At 66.9% G+C, this 16,125-nt stretch carries 15 protein-coding genes and 1 tRNA gene; 14 read left to right on the top strand and 2 right to left on the bottom strand.

Going from position 1 to position 16,125, the window contains the following annotated elements:
- Position 1 precedes the first annotated feature (1 nt).
- From EDC25_RS06135 to EDC25_RS06125, 3 genes are read left to right on the top strand one after another with little or no spacing between them, the layout of a single operon-like run.
- Positions 2–1,108, top strand: coding sequence for an AsmA family protein (locus EDC25_RS06135; protein ID WP_123521956.1), 1,107 nt, complete (start codon positions 2–4; stop codon positions 1,106–1,108).
- Positions 1,065–2,186, top strand: a complete 1,122-nt coding sequence (mutY, locus tag EDC25_RS06130; protein ID WP_243695102.1) for an A/G-specific adenine glycosylase — start codon at positions 1,065–1,067, stop codon at positions 2,184–2,186. The genes EDC25_RS06135 and mutY overlap by 44 nt, the downstream gene beginning before the upstream one ends.
- A 2-nt stretch (positions 2,187–2,188) precedes the next feature.
- Complete coding sequence (locus EDC25_RS06125) at positions 2,189–2,461, top strand: oxidative damage protection protein (RefSeq protein WP_123522038.1); 273 nt, start codon at positions 2,189–2,191, stop codon at positions 2,459–2,461.
- Between the two features lie 223 nt (positions 2,462–2,684).
- On the opposite strand, the gene EDC25_RS06120 is transcribed toward EDC25_RS06125, so the two are convergent.
- The gene (locus EDC25_RS06120; RefSeq protein WP_123521957.1) at positions 2,685–3,098 is read right to left on the bottom strand and encodes a DUF6491 family protein; all 414 of its coding nucleotides are present in this window, start codon (positions 3,096–3,098) and stop codon (positions 2,685–2,687) included.
- Between the two features lie 204 nt (positions 3,099–3,302).
- Here EDC25_RS06120 and EDC25_RS06115 point away from each other — a divergent pair.
- A tRNA-Phe gene (locus EDC25_RS06115) sits at positions 3,303–3,378 on the top strand.
- Between the two features lie 181 nt (positions 3,379–3,559).
- Here the strand turns inward: EDC25_RS06115 and EDC25_RS06110 are convergent.
- Complete coding sequence (locus EDC25_RS06110; RefSeq protein ID WP_123521958.1) at positions 3,560–3,826, bottom strand: hypothetical protein; 267 nt, start codon at positions 3,824–3,826, stop codon at positions 3,560–3,562.
- A gap of 1,075 nt (positions 3,827–4,901) precedes the next feature.
- Between EDC25_RS06110 and EDC25_RS06105 the strand changes: the two genes are divergently transcribed.
- The 10 genes from EDC25_RS06105 to EDC25_RS06065 all read left to right on the top strand — a co-directional run bounded on the left by EDC25_RS06105 (position 4,902) and on the right by EDC25_RS06065 (position 15,652).
- Positions 4,902–5,717: a hypothetical protein gene (locus EDC25_RS06105; RefSeq protein ID WP_123521959.1), complete on the top strand. Its 816-nt coding sequence runs from the start codon at positions 4,902–4,904 to the stop codon at positions 5,715–5,717.
- A gap of 10 nt (positions 5,718–5,727) precedes the next feature.
- A complete protein-coding gene (locus EDC25_RS06100) occupies positions 5,728–6,339 on the top strand; it encodes a hypothetical protein (protein ID WP_123521960.1) in 612 nt (203 codons plus the stop codon).
- Positions 6,336–6,869, top strand: coding sequence for an SH3 domain-containing protein (locus tag EDC25_RS06095; protein WP_123521961.1), 534 nt, complete (start codon positions 6,336–6,338; stop codon positions 6,867–6,869). Before EDC25_RS06100 ends, EDC25_RS06095 begins: the two co-directional genes overlap by 4 nt.
- A gap of 143 nt (positions 6,870–7,012) precedes the next feature.
- Positions 7,013–7,507 (top strand): SH3 domain-containing protein, encoded by a 495-nt coding sequence (locus EDC25_RS06090; protein WP_123521962.1) that lies wholly within the window; start codon positions 7,013–7,015, stop codon positions 7,505–7,507.
- 60 nt (positions 7,508–7,567) lie between these two features.
- Positions 7,568–7,948 carry a hypothetical protein gene (locus EDC25_RS06085; protein ID WP_164484020.1) on the top strand — a complete coding sequence of 127 codons (381 nt, stop codon included), beginning with the start codon at positions 7,568–7,570 and terminating at the stop codon, positions 7,946–7,948.
- A 530-nt stretch (positions 7,949–8,478) separates the two neighbouring features.
- The gene (locus tag EDC25_RS06080; protein ID WP_164484021.1) at positions 8,479–9,957 is read left to right on the top strand and encodes a choice-of-anchor Q domain-containing protein; all 1,479 of its coding nucleotides are present in this window, start codon (positions 8,479–8,481) and stop codon (positions 9,955–9,957) included.
- A gap of 29 nt (positions 9,958–9,986) precedes the next feature.
- On the top strand, positions 9,987–11,660 hold the full coding sequence (locus EDC25_RS14680; protein WP_165910882.1) for a choice-of-anchor Q domain-containing protein: 1,674 nt from the start codon (positions 9,987–9,989) through the stop codon (positions 11,658–11,660).
- Between the two features lie 28 nt (positions 11,661–11,688).
- Positions 11,689–13,434, top strand: a complete 1,746-nt coding sequence (locus tag EDC25_RS06075) for a CSLREA domain-containing protein (protein WP_164484023.1) — start codon at positions 11,689–11,691, stop codon at positions 13,432–13,434.
- 4 nt (positions 13,435–13,438) lie between these two features.
- Positions 13,439–15,046 (top strand): CSLREA domain-containing protein, encoded by a 1,608-nt coding sequence (locus tag EDC25_RS06070; protein WP_164484024.1) that lies wholly within the window; start codon positions 13,439–13,441, stop codon positions 15,044–15,046.
- Between the two features lie 24 nt (positions 15,047–15,070).
- A complete protein-coding gene (locus EDC25_RS06065) occupies positions 15,071–15,652 on the top strand; it encodes a hypothetical protein (protein WP_132577310.1) in 582 nt (193 codons plus the stop codon).
- Positions 15,653–16,125: the final 473 nt, after the last annotated feature.

The raw sequence follows: 16,125 nt of genomic DNA, 5'->3' as shown, positions 1-16,125 counted from the left end.
GATGCTGCGAGGCCGCCGCACGCTGCTGGTCATCGGCCTCCTCGCCGTTCTCGCCGCCGGCACGGTCATCGCCGTGCGCTGGGTGCTGCGCCCGGACAACGTCGCGCGGATGATCGGCAACTGGACCGAACGCGAGCTGGGCGCGACGCTGACGCTGCCGGAATCGCCCGGCGTGCGGCTGCTGCCGCGCCTGCAGGTGCAACTGTCCGGCGCGCGGGTCGAGCGCGACGGCGCCCTCGCCGCCAGCGCCGGGGAACTGAACCTGGCGTTGCCCTGGTCGGTCCTGTGGACCGGACAGACGCGCGTCGAGAGCCTGCAGCTGCGCCGCCCGGTGATCGCCTGGCCGGAACTGATGGCGCTGCTTGCCAACCTGTCCGACGACGATGGTCCGGCGCGCGCGCCACGCCTGCCGCGCATCGAGGTCGGCCTGCGCGTCGAGGATGGCACCCTGCTGTCGGGCGATGGCGAAGACGACTGGCGCCTTGACCAGTTCTCGCTGATCACCACGCCGATGCTGGACGGCGAAGAATTCCACCTCGACGCCGGCGCGCGCCTGCGTGGGCGGCAGAGTCGCGCCCTTTCGCTCACGCTGCGCACGCGACCGCGCAACGATGCCACCGGCATCGCGCTGGAAGACACGCACTTGCGCTGGGTGGTGAGCCCGGACGGCCAGCCGCTGTCGGAAGGACTCGGCATGGAACTGGGCGGCCGCCTGCACCTGGACGCCATCGGCCTCAACCATGTCGACCTGGCCGGCACGCTGCCGGCCTGGCCGGACTGGCTGCCCGATCCGCTGGGCCTGGACGCCACGCAACCGGTCGCGATCGCATTCCGGCTGGACGAAGGCGAGAACGCGCTGCGCTTCGAGCTGACGCAGGGCAGCCAGCACTTCCGGGCCGAACTGGCCGCCGACGAGGCCAACATGGCGCTGGCGCAGCTGGCCAACCCCATCGCCGCGATTGCCGCCATCCGTGGCGAGTGGCGCCTGGAAGCGCTGGAAGTCGGCGGCGCCCGCATCGAGGGCATCGAATTGGACGTGCGCACGCTGCCGCCGGCAGCACAGGATGACGATGGCCCGGGCAGCGACGGCGCACAGTCCGGCGAGTGAGCCGCTGCCGGCATTCGCATCGCGACTGCTGGCATGGCATGCGAAGCATGGTCGCCACGACCTGCCCTGGCAGCAGCCGCGTGATCCCTATCGGGTCTGGCTCAGCGAAATCATGCTGCAACAGACGCAGGTCGCTACCGTCACCGGCTACTTCCTGCGCTTCGTCGACGCACTGCCGACGCTGCCCGCGCTGGCGCGTGCCCCGGCCGACCAGGTGATGGCGCTGTGGTCGGGACTGGGCTACTACAGCCGGGCCCGCAACCTGCAGCGCGCGGCGCGGCTCTGCGTCGAACACCATGGTGGCGAACTGCCGGCCGACCTCGATGCATTGATGGCGCTGCCGGGCATCGGCCGCTCGACGGCGGGCGCGATCCTGTCGCAGGCATTCGGACTGCGTGCGCCGATCCTCGATGGCAACGTCAAGCGCGTGCTGTGCAGGAGCCACGGCATCGACGGCTTTCCCGGCCAGCGCGCGATCGAACTTCACCTCTGGTGGTTGGCCGACGCGCTGCTGCCGCCTTCGCAGCTTGCCGACTACACCCAGGCGATCATGGACCTGGGAGCGACGGTATGCACGCGCGCGCGGCCGGAGTGCGGAAACTGCCCGCTCCGGGACGATTGCGTCGCCCTGGCGACCGGACGCGTCGCCGAACTGCCGACACCGAGACCGCGCCGCACACTGCCGCAACGGAGCGCAGCGTGGCTGGTGGCGGTGCACGACTCGCGCCGGGTACTGCTCCACCGCAGGCCGTCACCGGGCATCTGGGGCGGCCTCTGGAGCCTGCCCGAATTTCCCGACGAATCATCGCTGCGCGGCGACCGCGCGCTCGGAACGACCTTCCCTCCGCCTGCGCTGGTGCCGATGCCTGCCGTGCGTCATGTTTTCACCCACTACGCGCTGACGGCGCAGCCGTTCCGGCTGGACATCGGCGAGGACCAGGTCCACGTCTTCGCGCCCGGCCCGGGCGTGGCCGAGCAGGATGGATGCCGCTGGCATCCGCTCGACGAACTTGCCAGCATCGGGATTCCGCAGCCGGTGCGCCGCCTGCTCACCGGACTGCGACTGCGAGAGGATTGACCATCATGCGAACGATTTTCTGCCAGAAACTCCAGCGCGAAGGCGAAGGCCTGGATTTCGCGCCCTGGCCCGGGGAACTGGGCCAGCGCATCTACCGGCACATCTCGAAGGAAGCCTGGGGCCAGTGGCTGGCGCACCAGACCATGCTGATCAACGAGAACCGGCTTTCGCCGCTGGATCCGCAGACGCGGAGGTTTCTTTCCACAGAGATGGAAAAGTTCCTGTTCGGACCCGGCGCCGACAAGCCGCCAGGCTATGTCGAGCCGGGGGCGTAGGGGGCCGATGCGCCCGGTGCGCCGCCGGATCGCGGCGACCGGCACTGCAGGCTTTCACGATCCGCCCACGGCTACGGTGAACCCATATCTACGGGGGTAACCGGAGCGACTGCCCTTGCCGCAACCGGCGCGCCATCCAGTGACTGGCACCGCCCTGGCCTTGCCGTTCGCCACCGGCCTGGGTGCGATTTCCGCCCGTCCTGACCAGGGGGTGGCTGGCTTCTCATTGCCGACTTTCCCGAAGTTCGCGCAGTTCCGCTCGCGCCGCCTTGTAGTCGATCGGGCGGATCGTCCGGATCCGGCAGGGCTGGCCTTCAACGAGAATGCTGTCGAACCGCGCCTGCAGCGTGTTCATCGAAGTCTTGACCCCGATGGCCTGCGCGTATGGCAGTTCCATGCACGGGCCGTCCACTTCCAGCCAGTACCACTCGTTCAATCGCGCTTCGAGCAGGAGGTTGAGGTCACCGGCCGGCTGCCAGCTGATCAGACGGAAACTGCGTATCCGGTCCACCGGCTCACCGGCATGCTTGCTGTAGATGGCCAGCTGTTCCTGTTCGAACTGACGGCGCTCGGCGGTGCTGGCGCAAGCGGCAAGAGCAAGAACCGTGGCGAGGCAGGTGATCCGGACGACATTCATGGCGGCACTCCGATCAGGGGCCCGAGCGCAGGCGTCGGGCAGGCAATGCAACGATCCTACCGCCCAGGGCGATCGCGGAGACCGGATCGTCGCGCAACGGCGGTCCATATTCACCTCGGGGCAAGCTTGACGTCACCGCCCGGTGACGGTCTAATACGCGGCCCGCACGCACCATCCGCATCCGGGTGGACGCGTGGAGTTTCCGGCCAGGTAGCTCAGTTGGTAGAGCAGGGGATTGAAAATCCCCGTGTCGGCGGTTCGATTCCGTCCCTGGCCACCATGTTTTCAGGTACTTCGAGAAAGCCCGGCCCCGCGCCGGGCTTTTTCGTTTCCGGCTTCTGGCCGGATGTTTGCCGTTCGCGGCATCGAAGGAACGGGTGGCCCTGAGGCCAGCGTGCGCAGCTGTCAGGCGCAAGGGCTGCGGCAAGGGTCCGGCGCAGCCGCGTCTCCAATGGCTGGCTTCAGACGTCGTTGAAACGGCTGGCGGCCAAGGTGTTCCAGAACCCCGGATCGGATTCCGCCCTCTCCCGATACCAGGGCTTGTGTGACAACCGCTCTTTCAAGCGTTGCGCGACCAATTCCAAACGTGCGCGCGTCAACGCCCGTCGCTCTGGTTCCGGCAGGGAACGCCTGAGCGCCTCGAATGCTTCTTCCGGCAGCGCCGCGTCTTCCGGCTTCCAGGCGGGTGCCGGCTCGGGCGCGTTCAATGACTGCGCCGAATTCGTCATCGTGACCTCGCTCGCATCAGCGTCCTCAAAGCGCCGGTGGAGCCCGATTGTAGGCCACGTAGTGATTTGCAGCAGACGCCTCGCGCTGCAGCTGCGCTTCGGCGGACGGCGCACCCGCACCACGAGGACATACCTGCTTCATGAGGCTATCTGCTCGATTCGGGTCCGGAACGGTCAGGCACACACTCGCCTTGCGCCGTTTCCAATCCAGGGTGCGTTCGGCGGAAGAATTTCTGCACCTTGCACTCGTTGGAGGAATCCGGGAGGTACAGCGGCAGGGGGTCCCCATCCAGCCGGGCGCCGCCCTTGGGACGGGGCAGCATCGTCACATTGCCGACGCTGTAGCGGCCTGGCGTCTCCATGACCCAGGTCGCGGCGGTGGCTCGGGGATCGTGTCGGCCTGCTCCGGCGGCATCACCAGCGTCGGCGCGCCGACCGGCTTCGTATTCGCCATGGCCGCGCCCACGTTGAGCAATGCCGGAAGTGCCCTGGCGCAGGGGCCCAGGCGACGGCGCGGGATCCTTGTCGTTCCTGGTTGAATGGTCCATGGGCGTCCCCCGGCCGGGCGGCTGTCGTGCTCGACGCAGTCCACCGTGTCAATCCACTCGGGTCCGCGGGCCCATCCAAGCGCGGTTGGCGCCAGCCCCAACATGCCCACCGTCGACAGGGCCCATCCCGCGTAGGTCGAGGCGACACACCCATACGACTTGCCACCGCCATCACTGCAGCAAACGCCGGGCACAACGGCCGGGCTGCGACAGAATCGCCACCAGCCGGAGCCTCGGTCTCCGCCGGCACCTGCAGCCGCCCCGGCTGCGCCTGCCATGACGGCTCACGGGCAATCAGCCAGGCAGTCGCCCTGGCAATCGGCGCCGGATCACGAGCGGTCAGGATCCGGTCACGTCCCGGTCATGACCCGGGTGTCCCTCCCCGGCCTACCTTGACGCCGCCTGTCCCCTCGCCGCTACCGCGATTCCGGACGGTGCACCTGCGAACGCCGCAGGACACGACCCTCGAACGGAGATCCTGTCCAATGCCCACTTCCTGTTCCCGCCTCCGCCTGGCTTCACCCGCATTGCTGGCGCCAGCCCTCCTGCTCGCGACGGCGACGTCCGCGCCCGCGCGCGATCCGTCAACCCTGGCCCATGCGCCGGGTTTGACCGCCAGCCTTGCCATCACTTCCCGGGTCACCGGCGCCCAGACCAGCCAGGAGTCAGACATGTCACAGCCATCGCAGCCCCGGCCCTGGGAGGTGCAGGAACTGCACGACCATCTGTTCGGCTGGACCGGCAAGGAGGTTGTGGTGGCGGGCTACCCGATGCTGTTCTTCGACAACGACCCGCTGGAGCGGACCGTGAGGCTGCACATCGAGCCGGGGAAGTCCGATACCCAGCCGGGGCTGCTCCAGGGCAACATGGCGGCGCCGGATGCAGAGCCGCTGTCTCGCAACCGCGTCATCCTTGTTCGCGGCCGGATCACCGGAACCGTTGCCGACCATGTCGAAATGGAAGACTGCCAGCGCATCGGTGACGCCGATGGTCTTCCGCCACCGGCGCCACAACCGCTGCAGGCGGACAGCCTCCCGGCCACCACTCCCGTGCGGGTGGACGACCTGCAAGCGGCGATGCGGGGATTGATCGGACAGGAAGTCACGGTCCGCGGTTACTTCAACGGCTGGACCACGTCGCAGGTCGACAGCGGCACGATCCATCACATCGAACTGCAGGATACGGCCACCCACCGCAAGGGCGTTTTCGTCCAGCTGCGGGCGGCGCCGGGCGAGGACCTGGCGGTGCCGGATCGCGTTCATCTGGTGCGGGGGCGGGTTGACGGCGCGTTGGGCCAGCAGGTCAGGCTCGTCGACGCCGAAATCGTTGCCAGCGACGTGTGACCGGCGCCGGATGAAACGGTCAACCGTCAAGGCGATGATGCTGTCGGCGCTGCTTGCCGGATGTGCCGACAGCCCCCGTCCCGGCCAGTCCGGCCAAGACGGGCCGCCGGCGATCACGTTGAATTTCGATGGCGAAGCCGTCCCGTTCGAACCGACCTACGCGACGTTCTCGACCTACCGGAAGAACCTGGTCCTGACGGACGCGGCCATCGCGAACCCGCAGGAGCGCGTACCCGCCACCGTCCACCGCATCCTTCTGGCCAACTACGACCTGCAGGCGGCCAGGGCGGGGCTGGAGGACTTCCGAAGGATCCACTCGCCCGGGCAGTTCCGCGTGGACATACAGATCGAGGCCGGAATGGACACGCCTGCCGATGCCCCGATCCGGCCCGGCGAGTACAGGCCGGCGTCGACGCCTTTCAACAGGGTCGGCACGGTGCTCATCGCCCGTTACAGGAACGGTCGGGATTCGGTCACGTTACTGGGAGGCCGCGAGGCCAGTGGCCTGGTGCGGATCCTGCCGGCAGCCGCGATGGAAGTCTCTGCGGAAATCGACATTGCCGATGCCGATGGAAGCGTCCGCGGTACTTTCACGGCACATCGCCTCCAGGAGACTCCATGAACGAACACACCCGTAAGCGCTCCCCGCGTCCGCTGCTGCTGGCGGCCTTCGCGGTTCCCGGGCTGGCGCAGTCGGCAACGGAATGCGACGTTGCCGCTTTCGTCGCCAATCCCTACGGAACGGTCGAGATCCATGCCGACGCCGATGTCTCGTCGCCCATCGTGGGCAAGCTGCCACCGAGTCCTGGAGGAACACTGGTCTTGCTGAAGGGCGCGAGGAAGGACTGGATCAACGTGGCGTCGGCTGTCGATGCAACCAGGACGCGCGTGTTCGATGGCGCCGGCTGGATACATGCACCGCAGCTCGCCGTGCGCACCATCGATCCGCACGATGACCTGGTTCCGTTTCACGCCTCTCCCGACCGGAAGAGCGAGGTACTCGGCAGCCTCAGGGCGGAGCTCGACGTGAACCTGCTCGCCTGTTCGGATGACTGGATGAAGATCGTCGTCCCCGTGCGCGGCGGCGAAGATCTGGAAGGATGGCTTCCCCGCGGCAGCTGGTGCGGCAGCCCCTGGGAGGACTGCATGTGAACGGCGTACCCGGTACGGCCTTCCAGCCAAGGCGGTTTCTCCCGGGCCGATGGCCAGCGGATACGCGGAACGGGCCCTCCCCGTCCTGCCGACATGCTGCATGGTCGCCGGGCATCGCGGCCGCCCGCGCCGGCGCCCGTGTCGTGATCGTGCTGGCGTGCCTGTGTCCGCCCACGCATGCCGCCACCTCGTGCGACATCCACGCCTTCTCCCTGGACCCGGAAACGGCCATCGAGGTCCGTAGTGGCCCCGGCAACGATTTCGCCTCCATCGCGACCGTGCCGGCAGACCCCGGACGGACGGTTTTCGCGGTGGTCGAACACAGCGGCGAGTGGACGCGGGTCGTGCACGCCGTGGACTCGCGTGGCAGCGAAGCCTTCACCGGCAGCGGCTGGGTCCCCGCCGTGAAACTGGCGGTGCGGCCGCCACGGAAGTACAAGGTGCACCAGCGCGCCGGTCGGACGTCGGAAACGATCGACATTTCACTGTTCGCCATCGACCTTCCCCTGGCGGGCTGCCGTGAGGACTGGGTGGAAGTCGAGCTGCCCGTCACTGGCACGGAGATCGACAACCCGGTGTTGCGTGGCTGGATGCCGCCCGGAAGTGCGTGCGGAAATCCCTGGACCGGATGCGACTAGTTCCACCCCTGTGTCAACGGATGCATCGGCTGGTTGACAGACCTGTATGGAGGAATGGCGATGGCGAAAAACCGGTTCTGCCTGATTGCGATGAACGCGGCCACCCTGCTTCACGCCGGAGCCGGCTTCACGCAGGAAATCGAGGTGCCGTTCCCCGAGGACGGCTCCCCCCTCACCATCAGCGGGCAGCTTTCCGACCGCTCTCCCACGTATGTCATCACCGGCGTGGAGGCGGGACGCGAGGCCGAGGCGACCCTGCATGCCGAGGGAGGCCAGATCATTTTCTGCAGAAGCGAGATCGACCACAGCCACCGCACGACGGCACGCACCACCGTGCTTGAGGGCAAACTGTACTTCTGCATCGAGAATCTCGACTGGCGTTCGGGTGAGCCACGGCCGTTCACCATGACCGTGTCGGTCCGGCCCGACCCAACGCCCTGAAGGTGTGCCCGGCCCGGGCGATGCGTCCCGGCGCCCGCTGACGTCGCTGCGAGATTTCCCGGGGCGGCTGGCGCCTGCCCTTTTCCATGGCCCCGGCGCCCGCACGCGGTCGCCTTGCGCCGCGACGATACATCGCGCACGCATCCGGCACATCCAGGCGCCTTCCGTCCGGGCCGGGTGCAACCGTCTCGGCAATGAGGCAGATCGTCGCGGAAGTGCGACGTCAATGCACGTTGACGGCCGCAAGTCTCTGTTTCTTCAGCACAGAAGGACTGGCACGCGTCCTGCAATGTGCTCTCCATCCATGTCGGCACGGACCGGAATACGCGAGCGCGACCGTCAGGTGGTTCCGCTCCGCACCGTTCCGGAAGGATCACTCCGCTTCGCTGTCAAGCCGGCACGACGCCAGGAAAACCGGAATGGAATCGGGAGAAACCACCATGCAGTGCATCCAGCCAGTTCCAGCTTCCGCCCCGGCGGCTGCCCCGCCCGGCCATCCAGTCACCTGTTCCGTTGTCAAGGACTGTGCAATGCATTGGTTCAACAGGTTCCTTCGCCACGCAGCCTGCGTGCTGCTGATCGCGCTGATGGCCCCGGCGGCGCATGCGGCGTTCATCATCGTCAACACGCTGGATGACGAACTCAACAACGATGGCGACTGTTCGCTGCGTGAGGCCGTGCAAGCGGCCAACACCAATGTGGCGGTCGATGCCTGCACCGCCGGCCACAACACCGGCGGCGGCCTCGACGTCATTCTCTTCGCCGCGAACCTCCAGGGCGGCGAGATCCCGGTGAGCCAGATCATGGTGGTGACCCAGGCACTGGCCATCATCGGCACCAACCAGCACCTCCGGCTGACCACGGCCTACCGGATATTCGAGGTCAACATGACCAATCCGGCGCACAAGTTCGAGCTGCAGAACCTGACGCTGAGCGGCGGCTGGACCCAGTTGTCCGAACTGCAGGTCGCCGGTACGGCGGTACAGCTCAAGCGCGCCGGCCCGGTGAAGTTCTGGAACGTCACGTTCCGCAACAACTCGCAATCGGCCGTCGCGCACCTGGGCGGCGCACTCGGATTCGGCTCGGTGGCGTCGGTAACGGTGGAGAACAGCCGCTTCGAGGACAACGAAACCCAGGCCGCCTCCAGGCCCGGCTACGAGGGGTGGGGTGGCGCGGCGATGTGGCTGCGGGGCGTGCCCGAAGTCACGATCCGGTACACGACGTTCCGGAACAACCACCACCGCCAGTACGGATTCGGCGCCGCGCTGCGGCTGGAGGACTTCGACCAGGCCCGCATTTCCGACTCGGTGTTTGTGAACAACACCGCCCTCCTCCAGGGAGGAGGCGCCCTCCACGTCAGGGGCACGATCGAATCCGTGGGCGCGCTGTCGGTACACCGGACCACATTCTCCGGCAACCGTGGCGGCTCTTCCGGGGGTGACATCGTCGTCGACTTTCCGGTACGCGCGCACATCGTCAACAGCACCTTCCATGACACGAAAGGCGCCGTCCAGGCCTTGAACTACGGCGAGGCCATCATCAACACCTCGACCTTCATCGGCAACGACAGTCATCTGGGTTTCCTGAACGGCTCCCCCCAGGGCGTGGTTTACTTGGATCGCAGCGTCCTGTTCGGCAGCCCGGCCCATCCACTGTGCACCGCATCGGAAGAGGGCACGGTCTTTTCCGGTGGAAACAACCGCTTTCAGCAAGGCGATACCAGCTGCAACCTGGCGCCATCGGACCAGGGCATCGACGACCCGCGCCTGATGCCGCTGGGCGACTACGGCGGCCCGGTGCCGGTGATGCTGCCACGCATCGACAGCCCGCTCATCGACGCGGCAGGCGCGACATGCGGCACGGATGTCGCCATCGACGCACGCGGCCTGCCGCGCCCGGTATCGGGCACCGGCAGCGGAACACCGCTGTGCGATGTCGGCGCGGTGGAGTTCAACCCGGACCACGACCTGATTCTCGTCGACGACATCTTCGCCGACGGCTTTGAGTGAATCCTCGTTCCGCACTGGAAATCCTTGCCATGACCACGAATGCTTCCTCGAGCCGCAAGCGTGCGGCCGCGCTCGCCTTGGCCGCCATGCTGGCGATTCCAGCAGCCCAGGCCGCCACCATCACCGTCACCACCGTGGACGATGCCATCCCGCCGGCCACCGACGGCGAGTGCTCGCTGCGCGAAGCACTCGCCAATGCCAGCGACGACGCGGCCACGTATCCCGACTGCGCGGCAGGCACCGGCAATGACAAGATCACCTTCGTCAGCGCGCTGTTCCGGCCGATCAGCCAGTACACGGCGACCATCCACTTGTCCGGCATGCTGGAAGCTGGCAAGGACACCGGCACGAAGCACGCGCTTCAGATCCGGCCGCCCAGCTCCACGGGCGTTGCGCGGCGTGTCCGGCTGGTGGCCTCCACCACTTCGCCGCATCGCGTGATGCACGTTCGCGCAGCGGTTGCCACATTCGAACTCGAGCGGATCAGCATCGAAGGCGGCGGCCAGACCTCGGGCAATGGCGCCGGCATTCTGCTGGCCTGCAACGATGCGATCTTCCGGGACGTGAGCTTCATCGGAAACCAGACCGCCACCGGTGTCGGTGGCGGCCTGTACCAGGCCGATGGCGAGGGGGTGCTGCAGATTTACGGGGTGCGCTTCGAGGGGAACACCGCCTTGACGGGCGGCGCCATTTCCCTGAACAACGTGCGTGCACACTTCGTAACCATCCAGGGCAGCCAGTTCGTCGACAACAACGCCTGGGCCGGCCGCGGCGGCGCCATCGCTTTCCGGGTGCAGCCCGGCCTCTCGCCCGAGGCCCAGCCTCCGAAGCTGAACATTAGCGGAAGCATTTTTGACGACAACCACGCTTCGATCGAAGGCGGCGCGATCTACATCACCTCGGGAGAGGACGGCGCCAATCAAGCGTTCATCGCCAACATCAACAACAACCGGTTCAGCGCCAACGACGCAAACAATGGCGGCGCGTTGTCCGTTCGTGGCACACCGCACAATACGCTGAGTACATTGATCCTGAATCGCAACAGTTTCATCGCGAACGAGGCCGGAAACGGCGGCGCTCTCCGCACCGCCGATCTGCGCCTGACGCTGGCCGACAATCTGTTCTCCGGCAACGCCGCCGAGGTGCGTGGCGGTGCCTTGTACCACCTCCTCTCGTCCGAGACCCACCAGATCGACGGCGAGATGCGAGGCAATACGTTCCACCAGCAGCACCTGACCGGTTCGGATCCGCTCCGCAATGGCCGCACCCTCTGGTTGCAGATCGATTCGACCCAGTCCCCCAGGTGGGTCATGCTTGGCAACCTGTTCGCGCCGGCGATCGATCTGCCGCCGGACCTGGAGGAGTGTGTGCGCGCCGGGAGCACTTTGGTGCCCACTAGCTGGGACAACCTCTCGCCGGATGCCGCTTGCCTGTGGCACAACCCCGGCAACGACATCCTGGCCGATCCGATGGTGGCTACCAGCGCCAGCGGACACGCACTGCATCCGTTGCAGGTACTGCCGCAATCCGGCAGCCCGGCCATCGACGGCTGGCCCACCGGCGCATGTACTTCCCACATGGACCTGCTTGGCAATCCACGCCCGTTGGATGGCGACGGCGACGGCGAGGCCCACTGCGACATCGGCGCCTTCGAGCTGTCGGCGGCCGGCACCGACCTCATTTTCGCCGACGGCTTCGAATGACCATTCACCCATCGAGGAGAGACCCGCCATGAACCTTATCCATCCTCTGCGCCGGTTGCCGGGCGTGCTGCTCACCGCGATCGGTGCGCTGGCGTCTGCGAATACCTATGCCGCCACGATCACCGTGAACACCGTGGACGATGCCATCCCGCCGGACACCGACGGACTGTGCTCGCTGCGCGAAGCACTGGCCAACGCCAGCGACGACGCAGCCACCTTCGCCGATTGTCCGGCGGGCACCGGCGATGATGAAATCACCTTCGCCGAAAGCCTGTTTACGTCCCCGCCGCACGTGGCGACGATCCAGCTGTCGGGTGAGCTGAGCGCCGGATATGGCGCCGGCGAGCCGCATGCGCTTGGCATCCGTCCCCCGGTCTTGGGCACGCTGCCGGGGCGGGTCCGCCTGGTGGCATCCGCTACCACGGAGCATCGCGTCATGAGCGTGCGCGCCACGGCTTCCCCGTTCTCAATGGAGGGGGTCAGTATCGAGGGCGGCACACGGCGGATGGGGCACGGCGGTGGCGTCCATCTGAGCAGCGATGACGCCACCTTCACCGAGGTACAGTTCATCGGCAATGCCACGTCCCCGATGGGAGCGGGAGGCGGGCTGTACCAGGCCAACGGCAATGGCTTCCTGCGCCTGGACAAGGTGCAGTTTTCCGGCAACCGTGCAGGGCGTGGCGGCGCGATCTTCCTGGACGAAGTCGGTGGGCACGGGGTGACCGTGCTCGACGGCTACTTCGACGACAACCAGGCCATAGTGGGCCGCGGCGGTGCAATCGGCTTCCAGGTAGCGGCGAACCATCCGCCGGAAGCGGAGATGCCGTATCTGGACATATCTTCCAGCGTGTTCACGAACAACCAGGCCGCGACGGATGGCGGCGCCATCAGCGTCGACGCCGGCACTGCAGGCGAAGCCCAGCGCTTCGTTGCCTACGTCAGCGACTCCCGGCTGGGCAACAACGAGGCGGGTGTCGGCGGGGCGATCCGCATGCGTGGTGCCGCCAACAACAACCTGAGTTCGGCCATCCTGCGCCGCAACAGTTTTCTCGGCAACCAGGCCACCGATGGAGGAGGCGTGGCGACCGGTCAAGTCTTCCTGGCGATGGAAAACAACCTGTTCTCGGCCAACCTGGCGCAACACCGTGGCGGCAGCTGGTTCCACAGCGTTTCGCCAGACGCCCAGCCCCTTCCCGCCACCGTCGCCGGCAACACCTTTCACCACAGCCACCTAACGCCTGGGTTAAGCCGCGCCGTGCCCCTTCCCGCCACCGTCGCCGGCAACACCTTTCACGCACAGTCACTGACAGGCTCGCTGCCCGAAGGCGGCGGGCGCTCGATGTGGCTCGATGTCGACGTGTCCTCATTCCTGTCCCTGTCCCTGGTCGGCAACCTGTTCAAGCCGGCCGCCGGACTGCCGCCGGTCGGGCAGGAATGCCAGTTCCTCGGCCCTGTCTCGGCGACCGGCGGCTACAACCTGTCGCCGGTGCACAGCTGTCGGCTGCTGGATGGGGACGATCTTTTCGCCGACCCGATGGTGGCGGTCAGCGTCAGCGACCATCCGATCCATCCGCTCGCGGTGCTGCCGCAACCGGGCAGCCCGGCCATCGACGCCTGGCCCTCGCTGCCGTGCTCACCCTTGGGCAGCGACCTGCTCGGCCAACCGCGCCCGATGGATGGCGACGGCGACGGCGATGCGCACTGCGACATCGGCGCGTTCGAGCTGTCGGCGGCCGGCACCGACCTCATTTTCGCCGACGACTTCGAGGACTGAAGCCATGACGAACGAACTGCGCACGCATGCCCGCAAGGCCCACGGCACCACGCGGTCCGCGTCCCCTCCCCCGGCGTCGGGACAGGCCAGCATGCTCCGTCGTGTCGTGATGACGCTGCTGCTGGCCGCGCTCTCGCCGATGGCCCAGGCGGCCGCCATCATCGTCAACACGCTCGATGACGAAATGAACAACGATGGCGACTGCTCCCTGCGCGAAGCGGTTGCGTCGGCCAACTACAACCTCGGGTACGATGCCTGCACCGCCGGCGACTCCAGCGGTTGGGATGTCATCCTCTTCGCGCTGCCGGGACCGGGTGAGATCCCGATGAGCCAGAACCTGGTCATCACCCAGGCCGTGCAGATCTACGGCGGGGACCTGGTGACCCTGCGCCGCGCCCCGAAAGGGGCCAGCCACATGATCGTGGTGGACATGGCCAATCCGGGACACGATTTCGGGCTCTCGAATATCGCGCTGGTCGATGGCAACAACTACGATGGCTGGAACAGGGACAACGCCGGAAGCGCCGTTCAATTGCGCCAGGCCGACCAGGTGACATTCTCGAACGTGACGTTCCGCAACAACGCGCAATCCGCACTCGCCCATTTCGGCGGTGCGTTCCCAGGAAAACAGGTCAACTCGGTACGCGTCGTGGATTGCCTGTTCGAGCGGAACCGCGCCACGACCGGTACCGGCTACACCGGAAGCGGTCATGGCGGCGGTGCGATAGCGCTGGACCGCGTGGACAATGTGACGGTCCTTCGCAGTACGTTCCGGAAGAACGGCAATGTGGACGACCTTCCCTTCGCATACGGACCCGGCGGAGCCATCCGTGTCCAGCGCGCCAATTCGATCGACATCTCCGATTCGTTGTTCGAACAAAACTCTGCGCGCACCCGCAGCCATAATGGCGGCGGTGCGATCTCCGTCGAAGGGCCCTATTCAGGAACGACCCGGGCCGCATTGAGCGTACGCAACAGCACCTTCGTCCTGAACAGGAGTTACGCGGATGGCGAGCTACTGGGGACCGACATCGAACTGGTGAGCAAGGCCCAGGCGATAGTGGTCAACAGCACGTTCTACACCGCCGACAATTCCCTGCGGGTCCGTGGCGAAAGCGAGTTGTACCTGCTCGCTTCGACCGTCTTCGACATCGTCGTTGCGCCCCGCATAGCCGGACTGATCAGAACCGAAGCCTACGGTCGCATTTCGATGCAGGCATCCCTGCTTTTCAGTTACGCCTCTGGCCCGCTATGTGAGCACAACAGCATTGGCTACATCCGTTCCAACGGGCTGAACCTCTTCCCATCCAGCGACCAGAGTTGTGAACGCCATTCCTTGGACACCGGCATCGAGGATCCGCGCCTGCTGCCGCTGGGCTATTACGGTGGGCCCGTGCCGGTGATGCTGCCGCGCCCCGACAGTCCGCTGATCGACTCGGGCGGCCACTACTGCAGCAACATCAGCATCCACACCGACGCCCGCGGCCTGCCGCGCCCGGTGGCCGCCAGTGGCGTGGGACCGGCCCTGTGCGACCTGGGTGCGGTGGAATGGAACCCGGACCATGACCCGATCTGGATCGACCGCCTTTTCGCCGACGGTTTCGAGGGCTGAGCCGTGTCATGCCGGATCGCGTGGGTGGCGGTGCTCGCGCTAATGGCCACCCATCCCACATGGGGCAACGGCAGCGACGCGGCGCATGCGCAGCACGTCGAACAGGCGCGGCAGTTGCGCCAGTCCTACCTCGACAAGGGTTTCATCACCGGATTACCGAAGCGGAAGGGCCGGGCCCTGCACGTGGGCGGTGAACGCCGTTCCTCGTTCGCGCCATCCACCCCGCCGCGGATCAGCGGTGAACTGCGCATCGGGCGGCTGGAGGGCCTGGTGCACCTGAGCCTGGCGCGCACCCGTCAGGTTCTTTACTACGGACAGGTCGCCCGGGTGAGCGGCACGGCCACGGTGGACAGTGGCCACCTGCGGATCTACAGCCGGGTGGACGTCGATCCGTGGACCATGGCGCGCGTGCTGGTGAAAAACCCGTCCAACCAGCCGCCACCGGAGGATTTCCGGCTCGATGGCTGGACCATGACCGATGTGGTGCCGGGGCAGTCTTCACGCTTCACGGCGCAGTTGGTCAGCTCGGGCGGCGACTTCCTGTTGCTGCTGGAGGCCATCGACGGCCACGCCGAGGGCATCCGACTGGTGCTGGATCCACCTTGAAGCCGTTACGGCGTCAACGCGTGGGCACCTTCGCGGGACACGTTGCTTAACCGGTCTGGTCCAGAAGTGGAGTGGATCCGGGCCGAGCTCATCCGGGCGCGCCGGGTGGTCTGAGGCGCCCACGAGTTTTACCGCGCCTGCAAGCCGGGCAACCGTTGAATCCGGCATCCACGAACCGTCCCGCAGCCACCCGGGGGCCACATTGTCAATCCGTTGCGGATGGGCGATGAATGCCTGCAGGAAGATTCACCACCGGACCGTGCTGCCGTCCTGATCGCAGCGGTTGAAGGAAGCGGCGAGCGCTGCCCGGCCCAGGCCCGGACCAGACCAGTCGATGCCCCGCGACCTTCGCCTCGCGAACGCGCGTGTGGGCCACGCGATCCTGCGCGTCGGCGCCCGCCCGTGGCTGGCCTCGCTGGACCCTGCACGATCGCGGTCGCGTACGGCCGACCCGGCCAGCGACAAGCGGTGCG

Source organism: Pseudofulvimonas gallinarii, from assembly GCF_004343305.1.
Taxonomy (GTDB): domain Bacteria; phylum Pseudomonadota; class Gammaproteobacteria; order Xanthomonadales; family UBA2363; genus Pseudofulvimonas; species Pseudofulvimonas gallinarii.
Note: the sequence above shows the minus strand (reverse complement) of the source record. Positions and strands in the feature narration are given on the sequence as shown.